This window comes from Celeribacter sp. PS-C1 (assembly GCF_019429625.1).
Taxonomy (GTDB): domain Bacteria; phylum Pseudomonadota; class Alphaproteobacteria; order Rhodobacterales; family Rhodobacteraceae; genus Celeribacter.
The window spans coordinates 26,943-49,661 of the sequence record NZ_JAHXRW010000010.1 but is presented as its reverse complement, the minus strand read 5'-3'; the positions used below and the strand labels follow the sequence as shown (position 1 = coordinate 49,661).

Here is a 22,719-nt window from a genome sequence, read left to right as displayed (position 1 = left end):
GTTGTGTGATGAATAAGGCTCGCGAAATTACGAGCTGTGAAAAATGCGCCCGAGCATCGCCGGCGCGTTGGAGGCACCATGGCGTCGCGCGGAAATGACGACAAGCACCAGAATTGTCGCAAGGAATGGCGACATCGACAAAAGCTCGACGGGGACTTTTGCGCCCGCCGCCTGAAGGTTGAGCTGCAACACGGTGATGCCGCCAAAGAGGTATGCGCCGATCAGCACGCGCCCTGCGCGCCAGCTTGCAAAGACCACGATGGCCAGCGCGATCCAGCCGATGCCGGCGGTGATCCCATCTGTCCACTGCGGCACGCGCACGAGGCTGATGTAGGCGCCACCAAGCCCCGCCATGGCGCCCCCGAACCCGATGGCAGCAAAACGCACCAGCTTGACCTTATAACCCAACGCGTGCGCGGCAGCGTGGTTTTCACCGACGGCCCGCAGGACAAGCCCCGCGCGGGTGAATTTGAGAAAGGCCCAGATTGCCACCACTGAGAGAAGGCTCAGGTACACCACGGCGTCATGCTGGAACAGGATCGGCCCAAGGAAAGGAATGTCCTGCAACAAAGGCACATGCAAATCCGGCAACGAGGGCGGTTTGATGCCCACATAATTCTGGCCCAAGAGTGAAGCGAGCCCGAGCCCCATGAGTGTCAACGCCAGACCCGCAGGCACCTGTGTGGTGAGGAAAATCTGGGTCAGGATCGCGAAGAGCATCGACAAAGCCATGCCGCCCAAAGCTGCCGCGACAAAGCCCAACGTCGGAGACCCGGTTTCGACCGCCGCGATAAAGCCGCAGACTGCGCCGGTGATCATCATGCCCTCGACGCCGAGGTTCAGCACGCCGGATTTTTCCGTCACCATTTCACCCAGAGCGGCCAAAAGGATCGGGGTCGAGGCGACCATGAGAGAGGCCAGAAGGATGACGGGATTGATGCCACCAAAGTCCATTACGCGCTCTCCTTTTTGACGATCATCACGCGGTAGTTCACTAGGATGTCCATGGCGAGAAGGATCATCAACAACATGCCCTGGAACACCTGGATTGCCGCCGAGGGCAGACCCAGCATGAACTGTGCCAATTCGCCGCCAATAAAGGTGAGTGCGAGGAGCAAGCCGGCCAGCAGGATGCCGATCGGGTTTAGTCGGCCGAGGAATGCAACGATGATGGCGGTAAAGCCGTAGCCTGCGCCAAAGTCGATGGAGATTTGACCTGCGGGACCCGTCACTTCGAACAGGCCGGCCAGACCGGCCAGCGCGCCCGCCGTGCCGAGGCAAAAGACGACCAACAGCTTGTCTTTGACGCCTGCAAACCGCGCCGCGCGGGGGCTTTCGCCGGTCAGGCGGATTTGGAAGCCGAGCATATGTTTGTTGATCAACACATAGGCCGCCACAACGGAGGCAAAGGCCGCGACCACCCCCCAATGCGCGCCTGTGCCTGTGATCAGCTCCGGGTTCGACATTGCGGGGATCTGGCTCAGGTTGCGCGAACCGGGAAAGCCGTTGCCCTCCGGGTTGCGCAGGAACCCGAGCGCGGCGGAGGCCAAAATCTGTTCCGCCACATAGACCAGCATCAGGGAGACGAGGATTTCATTGGTGTTGAATTTTGTCTTCAACAGCGCCGGGATCATCGCCCAGAGAAACCCGCCGAAGGCGCCCGCGATCACCATCAGCGGGAAAATCCACCACGCGTCGAGCGGATAAAGCGCTAAGCCCACGGCAGCACCGGTGAGCGCGCCCATGATATACTGCCCCTCAGCGCCGATGTTCCAAATGCCAGCCTTGAAGCCCAGAGACAGGCCGATGGCGATCAGGATCAGCGGTCCGGCTTTGACCAGCAATTGCGGGCGTGAATATCCGGCGAATTGCTCATTGAAGAGCGGATCCCAAAAGATCGTGCGAATGGCCGCGACCGGGTCCTTGCCCATGGCGGCAAACAGCAATCCGCCAAGGATCATCGTCAAAACGACCGCCAAGATCGGGGTGGCGATGGTCCAGATTTTAGAGGGTTCGGGACGTTTGACGAATGTAATCATAGCTCCGCCACCTCCATATCATGCGCGCCGCCCATCATCAGGCCGATTTCATCGACGGTGAGGCCTTTGGCGGGGCGCGGGGCGGTCAATGTGCCCTCGTTCAGGGCTGCGAAATGGTCGGAGATTTCCATCAACTCATCCAAGTCCTGCGAGATCACCACGAGGCCCGCGCCGCGTGCTGCCAGATCAAGGAGCGCCTGCCGGATGTCCGCCGCCGCGGAGGCATCGACGCCCCAGGTCGGCTGGTTCACCACCAAAATTTTCGGTTCCTGAAGCACTTCGCGTCCGATGACGAACTTCTGCAAATTGCCGCCGGACAAAGACCGCGCTGCCGAGCCTGGGCCGGGGGTGCGCACGTCAAAGGCTTTGATAATTTCTCGGGCAAAGTCTTCGGTCTTTTTCCAGTTCAGGAAATTGTTTTTGCTGAGCTTTTTGCGGATCGTAGCGGTCAGTGCCGCGTTTTCCGTCAGGCTCATGTTGGGGGCCGCGGCATGGCCAAGGCGTTCTTCGGGGGCGGCCAAAATGCCGATCTTGCGCCGCGCATTCGGGCCCAGATGGCTCACATCCTGACCTTCAAACATGACGGCACCCTTGCCAGTGCGGGCCTCGCCCGACAGCACCGACAGCAATTCGTCCTGACCGTTGCCTGCCACACCGCCGATGCCCAGAACCTCGCCGGCCCGCAGCGTCAGAGAGACGTTCTTGAGCTTTGTGCCAAAGGGGTTCGCGGGCGCGAAGTCGAGGCCCTTGACCTCCAACAACACATTGCCCGTCTCGCCGCCTTCGCGCGACGGCACATGCAGCGTCTGTCCCACCATCATCTCCGCCATGCTGCGCGCTGTGGTGACCTTTGGATCGCATTCGCCAACCACTTTGCCGAGGCGCAGGATCGTAGCCCCATCGCAAAGCGCGCGGATTTCTTCGAGCTTGTGCGAGATATAGAGGATCGAAGTGCCCTCGGATTGCAGTTTGCGCAGGGTCTTGAACAGAATCTCGACCTCTTGCGGAGTGAGCACCGAGGTTGGTTCGTCCATGATCAAAAGCTTCGGGTCCTGCAGCAAACAGCGGATGATCTCGACCCGTTGCCGCTCGCCCGCCGACAGGTCGCCAACAATCCGATCGGGGTCCAAAGGCAAGCCGTAGTTTTCCGAAACCTCGCGAATGGAGGCGGCCAACTCGCGCATTTTCGGCGGATTTTCCATGCCAAGCGCGACGTTTTCGGCCACGTTCAGCGCCTCGAACAGCGAGAAATGCTGAAACACCATGGCAACGCCTGCGGCGCGGGCGGCCTGCGGGTTCTGCGGCGCATAGGAGCTGCCGTGCAGTTGCATCGTGCCTGCGTCCGGCTTTTCCAGCCCGTAAATCATTTTCACAAGCGTCGATTTTCCCGCGCCGTTCTCGCCCAAAAGGGCATGGACTTCGCCGGTGCCGATGGAAAAACTGACATCGTCATTGGCGCGCACGCCGGGATATTCGCGGGTCAAACCCACGACTTTCAAAAGCTCCGTCACCCTGTCCGTTCCCCGTAAGATTCTGTGATCTCTCGCCCCGAGATTACTTGGGCCGCGACCCCAACCGCAATGGCTTGGGGATGTTTCCCAAGGTCAGGTTGCCCAATCGGACAGCAAATGCGTGCGATTTGGGCGTCCGCATGGCCAAGATCGCGCAGGCGGTTGCGAAAGCGCGCCCATTTTGTGTGCGACCCGATTAGCCCGGCGAAGGCAAAGCCATGTGTCAGCGCTCGGTGGCACAGCTCCAGATCGAGCGCATGGGAATAGGTTAGGATCAGGTGTTCGGCCTCTGGCGGCGCATAGGTCATGAGCGCTTCCGGGTGCTCGGACACTAGTTGCGTCACGCCTTCAGGGATCACGTCGGGGAAGCGATTGGCGGCGGTGTCGATCCAAGTGATCGCCAGATCGGGCAGGGGCGCGAGTGTTGCGACGATGGCCCGCCCGACATGTCCCGCGCCCCAGACCCAAAGGGGCCGCGTGGCGCGGGTGATCGGCTCGACCATCCAGTCGCCGTGAAGCTTCGGCGTCACATGACCCTGCGCGCGGGCCTCGGCGAGGGCTTTCTTGACCGCGAAAGGCATGGTGCCGGGGCCGCGCGCGAAAACATCCTCCGGGACGGCGGCCAGATTTTCGAACACCTCTGTCAAAAGCGTCACCGCCCCGCCGCAGCATTGCCCCATCGCGGGGCCAAGTGGCAGGCGTTGCAGACGCGGCGCGGAAAACGCGTGTTTCGCCGCCTCATATTCCAAGGTGCCGCCGCCAATGGTGCCGGACTGGCCAAATCCCTGCCGCGCTTGCCACACCAACATGGAGGCGCCGACTTCGCGCGGTGCAGATCCCTGCACCTCGGCCACAACCACGCGGGCGACGCGGTTGTGTTTGGCGAGTGCTGCGCTCAGGGCATCGCGATCAAAGCTCACGCTTTTGCCCTTTCAATCGCGGCGAGGCATTCCTCGGGCGTCGCGGGGGCATTGAGCGCCGGGTAGTTCGGGCCGCAAGCCGCGCAGGCGTCGGAGAGTGCCAAGAAGGCGGAAATCCCCAACATAAACGGCGGCTCGCCCACCGCTTTGGAGCGATAGATCGTCTCTTCGCGGTTGCGACCGTCCCACAGATCGACGTTGAGCACATCTGGAGCGTCGGAACAGGCGGGGATTTTATAGGTCGAGGGGGCGTGGGTTTTGAGCACGCCTTTGTCGTCCCACACAAGCTCCTCGGTGGTGAGCCAGCCCGCGCCCTGAACATAGCCGCCTTCGATCTGGCCCTTATCAATCGCCGGGTTCAGCGAGGCGCCAGCATCATGCAAAATATCCGCCCGCAGGATACGGTTTTCGCCTGTCAGCGTGTCGAGCGCGACTTCAGTGATCGCGATGCCGTGTGCGAAGTAGAAGAACGGGCGACCCTTGCCCGCAATCCGGTCCCATTCGATCTTCGGCGTCTTGTAGAACCCGGTCGCGGAGAGCGAGACGCGGTTCATATAGGCGAGGCTGAGCAGCTCGTCGAAATCCATCTCATGGACGCCGAAATGAACCTTGCCCTTGGCCCAAGTCACATCGCTTTCCCCAAATCGGTCGAGGATAAAGACTTCAAGCCGGGTGCGGATGCGGTCGCAGGCGTTCTTGACGGCCATGCCATTGAGGTCGGTGCCCGAAGAGGCGGCGGTGGCCGATGTGTTGGGCACTTTGGCGGTGTCCGTCGCGGTGATCTTGACCTTGTCCAAAGAGACGCCGAATTCCGTGGCGGCGACTTGCGCGACCTTCTGGAACAGGCCTTGCCCCATTTCCGTGCCGCCGTGGTTCAGGTGGATCGAGCCGTCGTTGTAGATATGAACCAGCGCGCCTGCCTGATTGAGGTGGGTGAGCGTGAAGGAGATGCCGAATTTAACAGGCGAAACACCCAATCCTTTTTTGATGATCGGGCTCTCAGCGTTCCATTTTTCGACGGCCTTTTTGCGTGCGGCATAGTCGGAGGTCTTCAAGAGTTCCTCGGTCATGCCGTGCAGGATAAAGTCCTCGACCTCTTGACCATAGGGCGTCAGCTTGCCGCGCGGCGTGACTTGCCCGCCTGCGTGTTGCGGATGGGCGTCCAGATGTTCGACGCTGCCCTCGGAGGTCGGTTCGCCCTCAAGCGACAGCACATGATCCTCCGGTACACCATCGCCCGCCGTGGGCGTGACCATCTCGTCGTAATAGTTGAGCTTGCGCACCTCAATGGGGTCTTTGCCAAGCTCATGCGCGATGTGATCGACCACGCGTTCGATGCCCAAAACACCCTGCGGCCCGCCAAAGCCGCGATAGGCAGTGTTGGACTGCGTGTTCATCTTAAGGCGATGACTCTCGATCCGCGCGTTCGGTAGGAAATAGGCATTGTCGGCGTGCAACATCGCCCGGTCGGCGACCGGCAGCGTCAGGTCCATCGACCAGCCGCCACGAGTGATTTGCAGGAAATCAATGCCGAGGATGCGGCCCTCGTCGTCAAAGCCGCAGGTATAGGAGATGCGGAAATCGTGGCGCTTGCCGGTGATCACCATATCGTCGTCGCGGTCGTAACGCATTTTACACGGCTTGCCGGTGTCACGCGCCGCGATGGCACAGGCAATGGCGAGCCAGTTGCCCTGGCTCTCCTTGCCGCCAAAGCCGCCGCCCATGCGCCGGGTTTCGACTCGCACGGCATGCATCGGCACATGTAGCGCATGCGCAACTTTGTGCTGAATTTCAGAGGGGTGCTGAGTCGAGGAATGCACCAGCATATCGCCGCCCTCTTGCGGCACGGCGGCGGCGGCTTGGCCTTCGAGGTAGAAATGCTCCTGCCCACCGATCTCGATGGTGCCTTCGATTCTATGCGGCGCTTCGGCGATGGCTGTCGCAGCGTCACCGCAGCCATAGATGCGCGGGCCGTCTTCGAAGCGGCTGTCGGCCTCCATCGCGCTGTCGTAATCCAAGAGCGCGGGGAGTTCCTTATACTCGATCTGGCCCAGTTTGGCGGCCTTGCGTGCGGCCTGATGCGAGGTGGCGACGACGAGGAAAATTGGCTGGCCGATGAATTGCACCTCACCGGAGGTCAAAAGCGGCTCATCCCCCAGAGAGGGCGAACAATCCGGCACATGATCGCCGAAATCTTCGGCGGTGTAGACACGCACCACGCCGGGGGCGGCGCGCACGGCGGACAAATCCATCGCGGTGATCTCACCATGCGCCACAGTCGAGAGACCAAAGGCCAGATGCAGTGCACCGGCGGGCAAGGGGATGTCGTCGATATACCGCGCCTGACCCGTCACATGGAGTTTCGCGGCGTCATGCGGAAGAGGGGAGCCAACAGACATTATGCGCCCTCCTTCACATCAAGAACCGAGGTGGTGAGGCCCTGGCTTTCGGCGAAATAACGTTTGAGCATGTTTTGCGCGGCGGTGAGGCGATAGGCGGCGGAGGCGCGCATGTCGCTCATCGGCGTGTAATCCGTGGCAAATGCGGGCAGGGCGGACTCGATCGTGTCCATGCTCCACGGTTGGCCAATCAACGCGTCCTCCACCTCTTTCGCGCGCGCGGGCGTTCCGGCCATGCCGCCAAAGGCGATGCGCGCGGCGGTGATTTTGCCCTCCGAGACCGTCATGTTGAAGGCGCCACAGACGGCGGAAATGTCCTGATCGAAGCGTTTCGACAGTTTATAAACCTTGAGGTCCGTGAGGCCGGATTTCGGCACCGTGATGCTTTCGACGAACTCGGACGTGCCGCGATCCTGTTTGCCGTAAGCGATGAAGAACTCCTCAAGCGCAATGCTCCGCCGCTCCTCTCCTTTGCGCAGGGTGAGCGATGCATTCGCGGCAATCAGCGGTGGCGGGCTGTCGCCAATCGGGGAGCCGTTGGCGATGTTGCCGCCAAGCGTCGCGGCGGCGCGCACTTGGGTGGAGGCAAAGCGGCGATACATCTCCGACAGAGAGGGCGAATAGGGTTTGAACAGCGCGATCAGATCGGCAATCGGGGTCATCGCGCGGATTTCAAACGCCTCATCCGTCTCGGTGATGCCCCTGAGGTCTTCGACCCCGTTCAGGAAAATCACCTCATCCAGATCGCGCATTTGTTTGGTGACCCAAAGGCCCACATCCGTGGCCCCCGCAATGAGCGTCGCGTCAGGGCGCAGCGCGTAGATCGCGGCCAATTCGTCGGCGCTCTCAGGGCGTTCGACAATGGCGGGCGCGGGGAAGGGGATGTGCTCTAACTCTTCCGGAATGGGTGCGGTTTCGGCCTTTTTCGCGGCGCGCAGAATGGGCGCGTAGCCGGTGCAGCGACAGAGGTTTCCGGCCAGAATATCCTCGTGATCGGTCTCGCCGCGTGCATGTGCGGTCGCCAGCGACATGACGATGCCGGGGGTGCAAAAGCCGCATTGGCTGCCGTGTTCTTGGATCATCGCGCTTTGCACCGGGTGCAGCGTGTCGCCTTTCGACAGACCCTCCACCGTGGTGACCGATTTGCCGTGAAGCTGCGGCAGAAACAGGATGCAGGCGTTCAGAGGTTTTTTGCCGCTCTCGTCCTCCACCATCACAGTGCAGGCGCCGCAATCGCCCTCGTTACACCCTTCTTTCGTGCCGGTGAGGCCGCGGGTGTCGCGCAGATAATCGAGGAGGGTTCGGGTCGGTGCGTCGCTTGCCGTGACAAGCGTGCCGTTTAGCCGAAAAGTGATCTCCATACGTCAGACCAGCCGCTTTCTTGTTCAAAACACGCGCCCGATGCGGCGGAAAGCGCGGGTGATTGCCAAAAGAAAACCGTTCCGAGGCAGATTATGCAAGGGATTCTCGCGCCCGGTCGCGTAGATTTTGTTCTTTTGATCAAAATATATGCGAGGCTGCGGCGCGCGAAACGAGCTGTGGAAAAGACACGTTTTGCTCTTGGCGAGGCTCGTCGCCATGCGTTAGCTTGGGCCGCAAATGAGCAGTCCGACCTTCATCCACCTCCGCGTTCACACCGAATATTCCCTTCTCGAAGGGGCGATGCGGCTCAAGAAATTGAGCGGCATGGTGACGGATATGAACATGCCCGCCGTCGCCGTCACGGACACCAATAACCTTTTCTGTGCGTTGGAATTTTCCGAATATGCCAAAGGCGCAGGTGTGCAGCCGATCATCGGCTGTCAGGTCGATGTCGCCTATCACGAGGCCGCCCCCGGTGAGCGTCAGAAATTGCCCGCGCCGGTGGTGCTTTTGGCGCAAAACGAGACGGGCTATGAGCATCTGATGAAGCTCAATTCCTGTCTCTACGTGGACAAACACGAGGGCATTCCGCAGGTCACCATCGAGGAGTTGGAGCGCTACTCTGGCGGGCTGATCTGTCTGACAGGCGGTTCGGACGGGCCGGTGGGGCGGATGATCCGCGAGAACCATGAGGATCAGGCTCGCGCTCTGTTGGAGCGTTTGAAGGCGATCTATCCGAACCGGCTTTACGTAGAGTTGCAGCGTCATCCGGGTGAGGATGGCGGGTCGACTGAGGCCGAGCGCCTGACTGAGCGGCCCTTTGTCGAATGGGCCTATGATCTGGGGCTGCCTTTGGTGGCCACGAATGACGTCTATTTCCCGAAAAGCGATATGTATGAGGCGCATGATGCGCTGATCTGTATTGCCGAGGGCGCTTATGTCGATCAGGTCGAGCCGCGTAGACGCTTGACGCCGCAGCACTATTTCAAATCGCCCGCGGAGATGGCGACGCTTTTTGCTGATCTGCCGGAGGCGCTTGAGAACACCGTCGAGATCGCGAAACGCTGCGCCTTCAAAGCCTACAAACGCGACCCGATCCTGCCGAAATTCGCGGATGACGAGGTTGAGGAACTACGCAAACAGGCCTGGGAAGGTCTGGACAGACGCCTTGCCGTGATCGAAGCGGCGGTGCCGCGCGAAGAGTATGAAGAACGGCTCAAATTCGAGCTGGGGATCATCGAACAGATGGGGTTCCCGGGCTACTTTTTGATCGTGGCCGACTTCATCAAATGGTCGAAGGACAACAACATCCCGGTCGGGCCGGGGCGGGGTTCGGGAGCTGGCTCTCTCGTTGCCTATGTGTTGACCATCACCGACTTGGACCCGCTGCGCTATTCGCTTCTTTTCGAACGGTTTTTGAACCCGGAACGTGTGTCGATGCCCGACTTCGACATCGACTTTTGCATGGACCGGCGCGAGGAAACCATCCGCTACGTGCAGGAGAAATACGGGCGCGACAAGGTGGGGCAGATCATCACCTTCGGTGCGCTTTTGTCCAAGGCCGCAGTGCGCGACATTGGTCGGGTGCTTCAGATGCCTTACGGGCAGGTGGACCGCCTGTCGAAACTGATCCCGGTCGAGGGCGTCAAGCCCGTGTCGATCAAACAAGCGCTCGAAGACGAGCCGAAACTGCGCGAAGAGGCCCGCAACGAAGAGGTCGTGGACCGGCTTTTGACCTATGGCCAACAGGTCGAGGGTTTGCTCAGAAACGCCTCCACCCACGCCGCGGGTGTTGTGATCGCGGACCGTCCAACCGACGAGTTGGTGCCTTTGTACCAAGACCCGCGCTCCGACATGCCGGCCACCCAGTTCAACATGAAATGGGTCGAGCAGGCCGGTCTGGTGAAATTCGACTTTCTGGGTCTGAAGACCCTGACCGTCATTCAGTCCGCAATGGACCTGATCTTCAAATCCGGGCGGCCCCTGCATGTTGCCGCAGATGGCACCGAGCTCTACGAGCCGCCAGAGGGCGGGGAGAACCAGATCAACCTCATCCCGCTGGATGATGCGGCGACCTATAGGCTCTACTCGGATGCGAAAACGGTCGCTGTGTTCCAAGTCGAGAGCTCGGGCATGATGCAGGCGCTTCGTCAGATGAAGCCGACCTGTATCGAGGACATTGTGGCGCTTGTGGCGCTCTATCGTCCGGGGCCGATGGAAAACATCCCGACCTATTGCGACGTAAAACACGGGCGCAAGGAATTGGAATCCGTCCACCCGACCATCGATCACATCCTCGCCGAGACGCAGGGCATCATCGTTTATCAGGAACAGGTGATGCAGATCGCGCAGGTCATGGCGGGCTATTCGCTTGGCGGCGCGGACCTTTTGCGTCGCGCGATGGGCAAAAAGATCAAAGAGGCGATGGACGCCGAGCGCCCGAAATTCGAGGAAGGCGCGGCGAAGAACGGCGTTGATAAAAAGAAGGCCTCCGAGGTTTTCGACCTTCTCGAAAAATTCGCCAACTACGGGTTCAACAAATCCCACGCGGCGGCCTATGCTGTGGTGTCCTATCAGACCGGCTGGCTCAAGGCGAACCACCCGGTGGAGTTCATGGCCGGTGTCATGAACTGCGATATTCACCTTACCGATAAGCTGGCGATTTATGCCGAAGAGGTGAAACGCGGGCTTGAAATCGAGATCGTGCCTCCCTGTGTGAACCGCTCTTTGGCGTCTTTTGACGTGGTGGATCAGAAACTGGTCTACGCGCTGGGCGCGCTGAAAAACGTGGGCTCCGAGGCGATGCAATTGATCGTGCGGGCGCGTGTTGAGGGCGGCAAACCGTTTGTCACGCTCTATGATTTTGCCCGGCGCGTCGATCTCAAGAAAGTCGGCAAGCGGCCCTTGGAAATGCTCGCCCGTGCAGGCGCATTCGATCAGCTCGACAGCAACCGCCGCCGGGTCTTCGACAGCCTTGAGCAGCTCGTGCAATATTCCGCCGCGATCCATGAGCAAAAGGCCTCGAGCCAAGTGTCGCTCTTTGGCGATGCGGGTGAGGACCTGCCCGAACCGCGCCTCTCGCCCGTGGGCGATTGGGTCGCGTCAGAGCGGTTGATGGAGGAGCATAAAGCCATCGGGTTTTACCTCTCCGGCCACCCGCTCGACGACTACGCAAGTGCCTTGAAACGCAAGAAAATCGGCACGATTGCCGAGGTGCAGGCCAAGGCAGAGGCCGAAGGCGGCGCGATCATGAAAGTGGGCGTCTTGGTGTCGGGGTTCCGTCCTATGAAATCCGGCAAGGGCACGCGCTATTTCCGCATGAATATCTCGGACAGCACCGGCCAATTGGCGGGCATCGCGATGTTCCCGAAAAAGGGCGAATATGAGCCGTCCTACGAGATTTTCGAGAAACACGATAAGCTGGTGATGACGCTCGAAGGCCGCTTCAACGACGGCCAGTTTGATCCGATGATCCGCTCCGTCGCGCCGATGGATGCGATTGTCGCGGATGCCGGTGGTGCGGGGCTGAAGATCTACTGCGAAGACACCAGCGCGGTCATTCAGGTCGGCGAATTGCTGACCCGCGTGACGCAGGAGGCGAAACAGCCGCCAAAAGGTGCGATTTCGTTCTGCATCATGGCGCCGGATTATCCCAACGAGGTGGACATCGACGTGCCGCAGCCCTTTGTCATCACACCAGAGGTGAAGGGCGCGATCAAATCCTTTGACGGCGTGATCATGGTCGAGGACATGTGATGCGCACTCTAGTGTTGGTCTCTTGTGCGCTGGGGCTTTCGGCCTGTCAGATCAAAACACCCGCGTTTCTCGCGCCGCCGACCGAGGTCGACGCGCCTGTCGCGAATGTGGCGACTGCAAGCGAGACGTCTGACGTTCTGACCTCCGAAGATGCCGATGCTGAGGAGGATGCGTTTGAGGGTGGGGAGCGCGCGGATGTGAAGCTCCTCGAAGAGACGCCGGACCCACTTTCGGCGGAGATCGTCGCAGAGGCCGACCGAATCCTCGCCGAAACCACTGAGGTGCGCCGCGCGGGGCTTGGCGGCATGTTCGCTTTTCTGAAACCGAAACACGTTGCGGCGCCGGTCGAAGAGGTGGCGCTTCCGGTGGAAGAGGGGTTCGAGGCGCGTCCGGAGACCCATGGTGTTGCACCCTCTGTTGCGGAGCCATCCGAACTCGCAGCCCCCAAACCTCTCTTTGGATTTCTGAAACCCAAGTCTGGTGATGGCCCGTCCTCGACCGTCAATTCCGGCGAGGTCCTGCCCTTTGGAGATGTCGGCATCAATTGCGAGATCCGACCCCGTGCTATGGGCCGGAAAGTCGATCAGTTCCCGCGTGAGGGCCGCCCTGTTTGGCAGCTCTACGACAGCGACCCCACAAGCACCGAACCGCGCAGCCAATATATCACAGGGTTCGCCGACGGCTGCGCCCGTCAGGTCACGGCGGCTTTAACAATGTTCGGCGCGGCGGGGCTGCATGAGGTTTTGCGCTATTCTGATCATTCCGAGCGCGATTGGTCGCGGGCGGACAAGACCTATGAGCGGATCAAGCGCCAGACCTGTGGTGTTGGTCGTGGCAAATATTGCCCGGCGGAAAGCCTCGATGCGCTGGAGCGTCAGGTCGCCTTCGTCTCCGTTTATCCTTATTTCGGGGCGGAGGAGGACTGGTTGGAGCTCTTGCTTCATGACGGTCAGGTGATGAGCGAGGAAATGCGGTGAGGGATCATGAGTGCCAGAATTTGCGGACGCATTCGAACGCGTTTGCGAGCAAACGCTGCCTCGAATGCCCTTGTCGTTACAGTTTGCGAGGCAAACTGTAACCTCACCAGTGCGGCGGGCGTTGATCGGCCAGAGGCACGGTGCCCTCGCTCTCCGACTGACGCAGCGCTTCGGCCTCCATCAACATCCCAAGACGCCGCTCGGCCTTCTCCAGAATACCTTCCTGCTGCGCCACGATGTCGGACAGTTCCTCGACGGTCTTGGTAAGATAGGCGATCTGTTCTTCCAAGGCGGTGATGCGGGTCTCGTCTGACATGGCGGGATCTCTCTCTTTTGGAGCCGGGAATGGCACAGATAAGCCTATGTCATAAGGATTTCATGCCGTCCACCGGCGTCGCGCCTTGCCCCTGAGCCGCCCGTGCGATATGCCGCCCGCGACAGTGAGCAAAAGGACCGGCCATGGCCAAGCCCAAGAAAACCCCGCGCCCCAAGGCAGAGACGCCCAAGGGCTTTCGTGATTACTTCGGCACAGAGGTGAGCGAGCGCAAACATATGCTCGATCAAATCGCTGAAGTCTATCACCATTACGGGTTCGAGGCGCTTGAGACCTCTGCGGTGGAAACCGTCGAGGCGCTGGGCAAATTCCTGCCGGATGTGGACCGCCCGAACGAGGGTGTCTTTGCTTGGCAAGAGGATGATTCCGACTGGGTCGCTCTGCGTTACGACATGACCGCGCCTCTGGCCCGTGTGGCGGCGCAATATCGTCAGGACCTGCCGTCCCCCTATCGTCGCTTTGCGATGGGGCCGGTGTGGCGCAACGAAAAGCCCGGTCCGGGCCGTTTCCGCCAATTCTACCAGTGTGATGCCGACACCGTGGGGGCGCCCTCGGTGGCCGCCGACGCAGAAATCTGCGCGATGCTCTCGGATTGCCTTGAGAAAGTCGGCATTCCGCGCGGCGATTACATTGTGCGGGTGAACAACCGCAAAGTGCTGGATGGCGTTCTGGAAAGCGCGGGCCTGCCGGACACCGAAGAGTTCGCCGCCACGCGTGGAATCGTTTTGCGGACCATCGACAAACACGACAAATTCGGCGACGCTGGCGTCATGGCTTTGCTGACCGAAGGGCGCAAAGACGAGAGCGGCGATTTCACCAAGGGCGCAGGTCTCGCCACGGCGCAGGTCGATCTGATCCTCGGCTTCGTCAACGGACGCCAGGACAGCAATGCCACCACGTTGGATCGCTTGGGCGAATTGGTCGGCGAGGCCAAAACCGGCCAAGAGGGCGTCGCCGAACTGCGCGAAATCGCGGAGCTGCTCGAAGGCCAAGGCTACGGCCCCGACCGCATCGTCATCGACCCCGCCGTGGTGCGGGGCCTGGGCTATTACACCGGCCCGGTTTATGAGGCCGAGCTGACCTTTGAGGTCACCGACGAGAAAGGCCGTGTGCGCGAGTTTGGCTCTGTCGCGGGCGGCGGGCGCTATGACGATCTGGTCAAACGCTTTACCGGCCAGGCCGTGCCTGCAACGGGCGCCTCCATCGGGGTCGACCGTCTCTTGGCAGCGCTGCGTGCCACAGGCCGGATCGGCTCCAAAGCGCAAGGCCCTGTCGTAGTCACAGTGATGGACCGCGACCGCATGGGCGACTATATGGCGATGGTCTCCGAACTGCGTCAGGCGGGCATTCGCGCCGAGGTCTACCTCGGCAACCCGAAGAACTTCGGCAACCAACTCAAATACGCCGACAAGCGCGAAAGCCCGGTGGCGATTATCCAAGGCGGTGACGAAGCCGAGCGCGGGGTCGTTCAGATCAAGGACCTGATCCTCGGCACGAAGCTGGCGGAAAGCGCCTCTGTCGAAGAGTGGAAAGACCGCCCGAACCAATACGAAGTGCCGCGCACAGACATGGTCGCGAAGGTGCGCGAGATCATCGAGAGCTATTCCTGATGGCTCGCGTCGAAATCACCAAAGCCGCCATCAAGGCCGAGGCCGCGCGCCTCAAAGCCTTCTTCGAGGCGGAGGGCGCTTTGCCCGTCGAGATGGACATTCTTCTGCCTGCCGAGGTGCTTTTGGACCTTTACGGCGAGGACATCCGCGCCCGCGCCTATATGACCCAAGACCCCGAGCGCGGCGAAATGATGCTGCGCCCGGACTTCACCGTGCCGGTGGTGCAGGAGCATATGTCGAACGGCGCCGAACCCGCGCGCTACACCTACGCGGGCGAAGTGTTCCGCAAGCAAGAAGACATGCCCACGCGCGCCAATGAATATTTTCAGGTCGGCTATGAAGTCTTCGATGGCTCCGATCCGGCGGCTGCCGATGCCGAGGTTTTCGCGAATTTCGCCAATGTGCTGTCCGACAGTGGCTTGCGCGCCGCGACCGGGGATATCGGCATTCTGAAAGCCGCCGTTGCGGGGCTGAAAACCACAGAACGCCGCCGTGCCGCTTTGCTGCGCCACATCTGGCGTCCGCGCCGGTTCCGCGCGCTGATGACGCGGTTTTCCGAGGCGGGCACCACGCTCCGCCTGCAAAACCTTGAGCGCGTGCGTGCCAATCTGGCCCAACCTGAGGCGCCTTTTATCGGTCTGCGCACGCAGACGGAGATCGACACGCGGATCAAGGCGCTCGAAGAGGACGCCGCCGAGCCGCCGATTTCCGCAGGTGAGATTGAACTTTTGGACGACATCCTGTCGCTCAAGGAAACCCTGCCGCATGTGCTGTCTCAACTGCGTGACATCACCGTGGACCTGCCGGCCATTTCCGATGCCGTCAGCCTTCTTAGCCGTCGTACGGATGCTTTGGCGAAGCGTGGTGTCGATGTCGACAGCCTCGATTTCGAGGCCTCCTATGGCCGCACCTCGATGGAATATTACGACGGCTTCGTCTTTGGTTTCTACGCCGAAGGACGCCCGGACCTGCCACCCGTGGCGACCGGCGGGCGCTATGACGCGTTGACTGCGGTCTTGGGGCAGGGGCGGTCCATTCCGGCCGTGGGCGGCGTGATCCGCCCGAATGTGCTTCTGAGCCTGAAAGGAGGCGCATGATGGTGGTCAAACTGGGCGTGCCCTCCAAGGGCCGGTTGATGGAAAAGACCTTTGAATGGTTTTCCGAGCGCGGCGTGATGTTGTCGCGGGCCGGAAGCGAGCGGGAATATTCCGGTGCGGTCGAGGGCATTGAGGGCGTTGAGCTTGTGCTTCTCTCGGCCTCCGAGATTCCGCGTGAACTGGCGGCGGGCCGAATCCACATGGGTGTCACCGGTTCCGATCTGGTGCGCGACAAACTTGCGAGTTGGGACAGCAAGGTGATCGAAATGGCGCCGATGGGCTTTGGCCATGCGGACCTGATCATCGCCGTGCCGAAGGCCTGGGTCGATGTCGATACGCTGGACGATCTCGATGCCGCCGCCGCCGCTTTTCGCGCGCGTCACGGGTTCCGCCTGCGCATTGCGACGAAATATCACCACCTGATCCGCGAGTTTCTGAAACAGAACGGCGTGGCGGATTACCAACTCGTCGACAGCCAGGGCGCGACTGAAGGCACGGTGAAAAACCTCACCGCCGAGGCCATCGCCGACATTACTTCGACGGGCGAGACCCTGCGCGCCAACCACCTCAAAATCCTGAGCGGCGACCCGGTGCATTGTTCTCAGGCCACGCTGTTCAAATCCCGCATGGCGCATTGGACGGATGACACCCGCGCGACGCTGGTGACGCTTAAGGATATGTTGGGGCTGGGGGACTGAGGATTAGAACTGACGGCGAGCGTCGCCCAGTTCATTCCTCTTCGAACACGCCGATCAAACTGTTCAACGCGATAAAACCGCGTCCCATCGGACTTGGGAGGCGACTGTCCGCAGCATTGTCGCGATTGTCGCCAAGGACAAAGACGTGGCCCTTTGGCACGGTAAAAAGGGCTGCCGTGTCGAGCCGCGTGTCGCTCACATCCAGAACTTCATAACTTGTCCCGTCCGGCAGTGTTTCGCGCGTGAGAGAGACGTCACATTCTGTTTGACCGTCGCAGGCATCTTGGGCGATCCGCATGTCATCTTTTCCGGTGAGGCGAAAGCTCTGTCCTCTTTCACGTTTCAAAGCCGTGCCATTCAAAAAGACCTCGCCCTCGATCAGCTGGATCTGATCTCCCGCCAGGCCAATGATGCGGAACAGAAAGACCAGACCGTTTTCCGCGAATGCAATGGACTGGCCGCGCTGTGGCTTCAAAGTGTCGTTGTAGAGACGCGCGATTGGACAGTCTCCCGGCGCGAAGGTCGGCAACATGGCACTGGAGCTTGTTTGAAACATGTGATGTTCGCCAAAAGCGCATTTTAAGCAGATGCAGGCTGCACTGGCGGGGGAGGTGAAAAGGGATGTGAAAAAAAGAACCGTCAGGAAACGCAACACTTTGAAAGCCTTTAAACGATCCCGATCTCGGCCAATGTCTGTGCCAATTCCGCAGGCAGCTCAGGTTCGCTCTTGCGACCCTGCGGCAGATCGGCGGGGGCGTCTTCGGGTTTGAGGTAGCGCCAGCCCTGAAACGGGCGGCGTTGGGCGTTTTGGGTGCGGATCAGCGGTTTCGCCAGCTCGATGCGACAGCGGCGCACGCCGTCATGGCCGATCACCTCATGCAGTCCGACGATGGTCTGACGCGCCTGAATCACGCCTTTGATCACCCAATAGAGTGAGCCTCCGTTCAGCAGTTTCTCTTCCTGCTTCGGCCACATGCGTGTCACATGCCCGCGGCTCGCGCCCGGGGTGGCTTCGATATAGGCGTTGAGCTCTTCGAATGTGTCGATGCCCACGCAGAGTTTTACGAGATTTATGTAGTCAGCCATCAGATTGCTCTAAGTGTGGTATAGATCATAGGTCGGAAGATTGATTCGACAAGCCGTTCCCCTGCGTGGTTGCGCCTTTGATCACACGGCATTAAGACCGACGCCCTCTCTATGACCCATCAAGACCGGAAAAGACTGCCATGACCCGCTTTGCCGCCCCCATCGCCGAACAGATTTGGGATATGAAATACCGCCTGAAAGAGGCCGATGGCACGGCGTTGGACCTCTCCGTGGAGGACAGCTGGCGCCGTGTGGCGCGGTCCTTGGCGTCTGTAGAAAAAGACAGCGCCGCGTGGGAAGAGAAATTCTACCACGCGCTCGAAGATTTCAAATTCCTGCCGGCGGGGCGCATTCTCGCGGGCGCTGGCACGGGCCGCGCGGTGACGCTGTTCAACTGTTTCGTCATGGGGACGATTCCGGACAGCATGTCGGGCATTTTCGATATGCTCAAAGAGGCCGCGCTCACTATGCAGCAGGGCGGCGGGATCGGCTACGATTTCTCCACCATTCGCCCGAAAGGCGCGGATGTGATGGGCGTGGCGGCGGATGCCTCCGGGCCTTTGTCCTTTATGGATGTCTGGGACGCGATGTGTCGGACGATTATGTCGGCGGGCTCACGTCGAGGTGCGATGATGGCGACCATGCGCTGCGATCACCCGGATATCGAGCGTTTCATTGAGGCGAAACAGGACGCAGCACGACTGCGGATGTTCAACCTCTCGGTGCTGGTGACCGACGACTTCATGGAAGCGGTGAAGGCCGACGGTCCTTGGGAATTGAAGTTCGGCGGCAAGGTCTATCACACCGTCGAGGCGCGTGATCTTTGGAACAAGATCATGAAGGGCACCTATGACTATGCTGAGCCCGGGGTGATTTTCATCGACCGGATCAACAAGATGAACAACCTGTCCTATGTCGAAACCATCGCGGCGACCAACCCCTGTGGAGAGCAACCTCTGCCGCCTTATGGCGCTTGCCTCTTGGGCTCGATCAACCTTGCGCGTCTGGTCAAAACGCCTTTTGAAAAGGGCGCAGAGATGGACGAGGCGGCGCTGTCCGATCTGGTCGCGACCGCCGTGCGGATGATGGACAATGTGGTCGATGCCTCGCGGTTCCCGCTGGAACAGCAGGCACAGGAAGCACAGGCGAAACGTCGCATCGGGCTTGGTGTCACCGGGCTGGCAGATGCTTTGCTGATGATCGGTCAGCGTTATGGCTCTGAAGAAGCCGCCGCGACCTGTGAGAAATGGCTCAAGATGATCGCGCGCGCTTCCTACCTCGCCTCCGCTGAGTTGGCGAAAGAAAAGGGCGCTTTCCCGCTGTTCGAAGCCGACAAATATCTGGCCTCTGGGTCGCTTGAGCATATGGATCAGGACGTCAAAGAGGCCATTCGTCAAAATGGCATTCGAAATGCGCTTTTGACCTCCATCGCGCCGACCGGCACCATTTCGCTCTATGCGGGCAATGTGTCCTCGGGGATCGAGCCGGTGTTTGCCTATGCCTACACCCGTAAGGTGCTGCAAAAGGACGGCTCGCGCACGGAAGAAGAAGTTGTCGATTACGCGGTCAAACTCTTCCGCGACAAATTCGGTGATGCGGAGCTGCCCGAGTATTTCGTCAACGCGCAGACGCTTGCACCGCTGGATCACGTCCGCATGCAGGCGGCGGCGCAGAAATGGGTCGACAGCTCGATCTCCAAGACGATCAACTGCCCCGAAGACATTGCCTTTGAGGACTTCAAAGAGGTCTATATGGAGGCCTGGGACAGCGGCTGCAAAGGTTGCACGACCTATCGCCCGAACGATGTGACAGGCTCCGTTCTATCGGTCTCCGAGAGTTCCGAGAAAGCGCCGGAGCAAGAGGTCGGTGCCGAAGTCGTCTATCTCTCCGAGCCGCTCGATCGTCCGCAACAGCTTGAGGGCAACACCTATAAGGTCAAATGGCCGGACAGCGAACACGCGCTCTACATCACCATCAACGATATCGTCGTCGGCGGGCATCGTCGCCCGTTTGAGATTTTCATCAACTCGAAGAACATGGAGCATTTCGCCTGGACCGTGGCGCTGACCCGGATGATTTCGGCCGTGTTCCGGCGCGGCGGCGATGTGTCTTTCGTGGTCGAGGAACTCAAGGCCGTGTTCGACCCGCGCGGCGGCGCGTGGATGAAGGGCAAATATATCCCGTCCATTCTCGCGGCCATCGGCGGTGTCATCGAAACACATCTGATCGAAACCGGCTTTATCGAAGGCGAAGGCATGGGCCTCAAAACCGACCCGCAAGCAGAGGTCGTGGCCGTCGGCGAACGCCCGCGCGGCAAGGCTTGTCCATCGTGCGGCCAATACGACATGCGCATGGTCGAAGGCTGCATGACTTGCGGGTCTTGTGGTCATTCGAAATGCGGGTGAGTTGCGGGGGATGTGAGGCCCGCCCATAGGTAACTGTTTACGGAGTGTTTTGGCCACTCCGACTAAGTTGACAAAACCACCGGAAGCTGAGGCTTTCGGTGGTTTTTTATTTCGTTTGTCTTGCGATGGTTTGGCGAGGTCTGCCGAGGGCCTTCGGCTTGGGGGCGCGACGTCGTCAGTGGCGCGCGCTTAAATGCGTCCTGCGCTTCGCGAGTATCTATCTAAAAGTTGCCCTAAAATAATTAAACATTTGCTATTCAATTTTCCAATGTTAAAAATGATTCTGGATGATGTCGGGCGAGAGGTCCGCTGTGAGGAGGCACATCCGCATCGCAGATTGCGTTTGGAGGCGTGGTCTTGCGGTGAAGATTTTTTAGGAGGAGAGATCATGAATGTTGCTGGCAAGGTCGTCTTGATCAGTGGGGCGGCTCGAGGCATGGGCGCGACCGAGGCGCGAGACTTCGCGGCGGCAGGAGCAAAGCTCGTATTGGGTGATGTTCTTGAGGATGAGGTGCAGGCTCTGGCGGCCGAGTTGGGAGAGGATGTTGCGATTGCGGTGCGTCTCGATGTTACAAAATCTGAAGATTGGCAGGCGGCAGTGGCCGCGGCGAAGGCCCAATTTGGGCGTATCGACGTGCTTGTGAACAATGCCGGGATTCTGCGGTTTTCTGATATTGTCAGCTGTTCGGATGATGAGTGGGAGCAGGTGATCGGCATCAATCTTAGCGGCACTTTCAAAGGTATACGTGCAGTTACGCCGCTCATGGAGGATGGCGGCGGCGGGTCTATCGTCAACATCTCTTCGACGTCCGGGCTCAAAGGGTTTTCCGGCGTTCCGGCCTATATCGCGTCGAAATTCGGCATTCGCGGCTTGACGAAGGCGGCAGCTGTCGAGCTTGCGTCAAAGGGCATTCGGGTGAATTCGGTCCATCCCGGAAACATCAACACAGACATGGTTGATGGGCTCTACGCAGATTATCGGCATGTTCCGATGAACCGTGTGGGCGAGCCCGGCGAGATCAGCAAGCTGGTGATGTTCCTGGCCAGCGATGACAGCTCGTTCTCCACCGGCGCCGAATTTGTTGCGGATGGTGGGGAAACCAGCGGCATGCCGAATTTGTTCTAAGCCTGCGCTGGAAGGTTATTCTCATTAAGTCATTAGTTAATGGCAAAATCAATTTGCCATTCATCAAAGGGTTCGGTGCTGAAAGAGGAGCGGCGCCGTGGCCTTCATCAAGGGAGGAAAGAGAAATGCACAAAACGTATCGGGCGACCGGTCTCGGAATTGCCGCGGCCACGGTTGCGACCCTTTGGGCGCAAGGCGCGCTTGCGGAGGACTTCGTCTATGTGAACGAACATGTCGACATTACGCCGTTGTGCGGGGAGGAGCCGATCCGTGTCGCTCTGGTCGATGGCTATGGCGGCAATTCGTGGCGCCGAACGGCCTTTGCCGAAATCGAGGACGAGGCCTCGAAATGCGAGAATATCGTCGAGGTGACCTACGCCGAAGCCGGAGGGGATTTGCAGGCCTATAGCGCCGCGATCAACGGGTTCGTCGCCCAAGGCTATGAAATCATCGTGGCCTATACGGACTTTGGCGATGCGGCGATCCCGGCCTATCGGTCCGCCCAGATGGCCGGGACGACGATGGTGCCGTATTTCTCGGATCTGAGCGGTCAGGTTGGGGTCGATTATGCTGCGAACCCGTTTGAGGATGCGTTCCGCGCCGGATCAATCTTTGGCGAGTGGGTTGGGGAGACCATCGGCGAGGGCAAGACGGTCTTCCTCGGTGGTCTGGCTGGATCTGCCTCGTCGGTGACCTTCCTCGAAGGCTATAAAGAGGGCCTGAAAGCCTATCCCGAGGTCGAGCTTTTGGATGACAATTTCATCGTCACGAACTGGAACCCTGCAGATGCGCAAAAAGCGGTGGCGGGTTTGATTGCGAAATATCCCGAGATTGACGCGATTGCGACGGATTACGGGGTGACCAGTCTTGCGGCCGTCAAAGCCTATCAGGCTGCAGGTTTGCCCGTGCCGGCGATGGCGTTCATTGCGACCAACAATGAATACAGCTGCAAATGGATGGAGGCCAAAGAGAGCGGAGATGTCTGGCCGCAACTCGCGCTGAGCGGAACCACCGCTGATGTTCGGTTTGCTTTGCGGGCGGGTCTGGCGGCGCGCAATGGGCTTGAGGCTCCGGAGCCGAGGGCGCTGGTTGCCTTCCCGTTTGCTGACAGCGCGGCCGGTGTCGATCCGCTCTGCGACCCAGAGCTGCCGCCGGATGCAGATCTGTCCTCGTCTTTGCCGATGGACAAAATGGTGGCGCTTTTTGAGCAGTGAGGCCGCATGACCTGACGCTCTGACATCGCCGGATCGCCTTTTACGGGCGATCCGGTTTTCTGTTTCGGTGAAACACGTGTTTCGATTTGCATGTTCTGCCGATGTCACGCGGCGGACAAAGCTGTTACCAAAGGGGAACCTACGTGCGGGATATGTTCTTGACCGTTCCGTGGAGTATGGTCGAA

17 protein-coding genes are annotated in these 22,719 nt (G+C 60.0%); 8 read left to right on the top strand and 9 right to left on the bottom strand.

Annotated elements, in window-relative coordinates; all coding sequences use genetic code 11:
* Positions 1–27: 27 nt before the first annotated feature.
* The 6 genes from J5Y17_RS14475 to xdhA are packed head-to-tail and all read right to left on the bottom strand — an operon-like array spanning position 28 to position 8,230.
* The gene (locus J5Y17_RS14475; protein ID WP_219785968.1) at positions 28–954 is read right to left on the bottom strand and encodes an ABC transporter permease; all 927 of its coding nucleotides are present in this window, start codon (positions 952–954) and stop codon (positions 28–30) included.
* Positions 954–2,039 carry an ABC transporter permease gene (locus tag J5Y17_RS14470; RefSeq protein WP_219785967.1) on the bottom strand — a complete coding sequence of 362 codons (1,086 nt, stop codon included), beginning with the start codon at positions 2,037–2,039 and terminating at the stop codon, positions 954–956. Before J5Y17_RS14470 ends, J5Y17_RS14475 begins: the two co-directional genes overlap by 1 nt.
* Positions 2,036–3,550 (bottom strand): ABC transporter ATP-binding protein, encoded by a 1,515-nt coding sequence (locus tag J5Y17_RS14465; protein WP_219785965.1) that lies wholly within the window; start codon positions 3,548–3,550, stop codon positions 2,036–2,038. Before J5Y17_RS14465 ends, J5Y17_RS14470 begins: the two co-directional genes overlap by 4 nt.
* A complete protein-coding gene (gene xdhC / locus J5Y17_RS14460; protein ID WP_219785964.1) occupies positions 3,547–4,470 on the bottom strand; it encodes a xanthine dehydrogenase accessory protein XdhC in 924 nt (307 codons plus the stop codon). Before xdhC ends, J5Y17_RS14465 begins: the two co-directional genes overlap by 4 nt.
* A complete protein-coding gene (xdhB, locus tag J5Y17_RS14455) occupies positions 4,467–6,869 on the bottom strand; it encodes a xanthine dehydrogenase molybdopterin binding subunit (protein WP_219785963.1) in 2,403 nt (800 codons plus the stop codon). Before xdhB ends, xdhC begins: the two co-directional genes overlap by 4 nt.
* Positions 6,869–8,230: a xanthine dehydrogenase small subunit gene (gene xdhA / locus J5Y17_RS14450; protein ID WP_219785962.1), complete on the bottom strand. Its 1,362-nt coding sequence runs from the start codon at positions 8,228–8,230 to the stop codon at positions 6,869–6,871. Before xdhA ends, xdhB begins: the two co-directional genes overlap by 1 nt.
* A gap of 238 nt (positions 8,231–8,468) precedes the next feature.
* On the opposite strand from xdhA, the gene dnaE reads away from it, so the two are divergent.
* Both dnaE and J5Y17_RS14440 read left to right on the top strand, forming a co-directional pair.
* A complete protein-coding gene (gene dnaE, locus J5Y17_RS14445; protein WP_219785961.1) occupies positions 8,469–11,987 on the top strand; it encodes a DNA polymerase III subunit alpha in 3,519 nt (1,172 codons plus the stop codon).
* Entirely contained in the window at positions 11,987–12,964 is a 978-nt protein-coding gene (locus J5Y17_RS14440; RefSeq protein ID WP_219785959.1) for a hypothetical protein, read from the top strand. The genes dnaE and J5Y17_RS14440 overlap by 1 nt, the downstream gene beginning before the upstream one ends.
* 103 nt (positions 12,965–13,067) lie before the next feature.
* Here the strand turns inward: J5Y17_RS14440 and J5Y17_RS14435 are convergent, their stop codons facing one another.
* Positions 13,068–13,280, bottom strand: a complete 213-nt coding sequence (locus J5Y17_RS14435) for a SlyX family protein (protein WP_219785958.1) — start codon at positions 13,278–13,280, stop codon at positions 13,068–13,070.
* A 143-nt stretch (positions 13,281–13,423) separates the two neighbouring features.
* Here J5Y17_RS14435 and hisS point away from each other — a divergent pair, with 143 nt between their 5' ends.
* Genes hisS through hisG form a run of 3 tightly spaced genes read left to right on the top strand, consistent with a single transcriptional unit; the run spans position 13,424 to position 16,703 of the window.
* Positions 13,424–14,908 carry a histidine--tRNA ligase gene (gene hisS / locus J5Y17_RS14430; protein WP_219785957.1) on the top strand — a complete coding sequence of 495 codons (1,485 nt, stop codon included), beginning with the start codon at positions 13,424–13,426 and terminating at the stop codon, positions 14,906–14,908.
* Positions 14,908–16,005, top strand: a complete 1,098-nt coding sequence (locus J5Y17_RS14425; protein ID WP_219785955.1) for an ATP phosphoribosyltransferase regulatory subunit — start codon at positions 14,908–14,910, stop codon at positions 16,003–16,005. The genes hisS and J5Y17_RS14425 overlap by 1 nt, the downstream gene beginning before the upstream one ends.
* Positions 16,005–16,703 carry an ATP phosphoribosyltransferase gene (gene hisG, locus J5Y17_RS14420; protein WP_219785954.1) on the top strand — a complete coding sequence of 233 codons (699 nt, stop codon included), beginning with the start codon at positions 16,005–16,007 and terminating at the stop codon, positions 16,701–16,703. Before J5Y17_RS14425 ends, hisG begins: the two co-directional genes overlap by 1 nt.
* A gap of 31 nt (positions 16,704–16,734) precedes the next feature.
* Here hisG and lepB read toward each other — a convergent pair whose 3' ends face one another.
* Both lepB and J5Y17_RS14410 read right to left on the bottom strand, forming a co-directional pair.
* Positions 16,735–17,259 carry a signal peptidase I gene (gene lepB, locus J5Y17_RS14415; RefSeq protein ID WP_219785952.1) on the bottom strand — a complete coding sequence of 175 codons (525 nt, stop codon included), beginning with the start codon at positions 17,257–17,259 and terminating at the stop codon, positions 16,735–16,737.
* Between the two features lie 110 nt (positions 17,260–17,369).
* Positions 17,370–17,789, bottom strand: a complete 420-nt coding sequence (locus J5Y17_RS14410) for a DUF1489 family protein (protein WP_219785950.1) — start codon at positions 17,787–17,789, stop codon at positions 17,370–17,372.
* A gap of 140 nt (positions 17,790–17,929) precedes the next feature.
* Here J5Y17_RS14410 and J5Y17_RS14405 point away from each other — a divergent pair, with 140 nt between their 5' ends.
* From J5Y17_RS14405 to J5Y17_RS14395, 3 genes are all read left to right on the top strand, one after another.
* Positions 17,930–20,194, top strand: a complete 2,265-nt coding sequence (locus J5Y17_RS14405) for an adenosylcobalamin-dependent ribonucleoside-diphosphate reductase (protein ID WP_219785949.1) — start codon at positions 17,930–17,932, stop codon at positions 20,192–20,194.
* A gap of 388 nt (positions 20,195–20,582) precedes the next feature.
* Positions 20,583–21,320 (top strand): SDR family oxidoreductase, encoded by a 738-nt coding sequence (locus tag J5Y17_RS14400; protein WP_219785947.1) that lies wholly within the window; start codon positions 20,583–20,585, stop codon positions 21,318–21,320.
* A 125-nt stretch (positions 21,321–21,445) separates the two neighbouring features.
* Positions 21,446–22,534 carry a substrate-binding domain-containing protein gene (locus J5Y17_RS14395; RefSeq protein WP_219785946.1) on the top strand — a complete coding sequence of 363 codons (1,089 nt, stop codon included), beginning with the start codon at positions 21,446–21,448 and terminating at the stop codon, positions 22,532–22,534.
* The last annotated feature ends 185 nt before the right edge of the window (positions 22,535–22,719 follow it).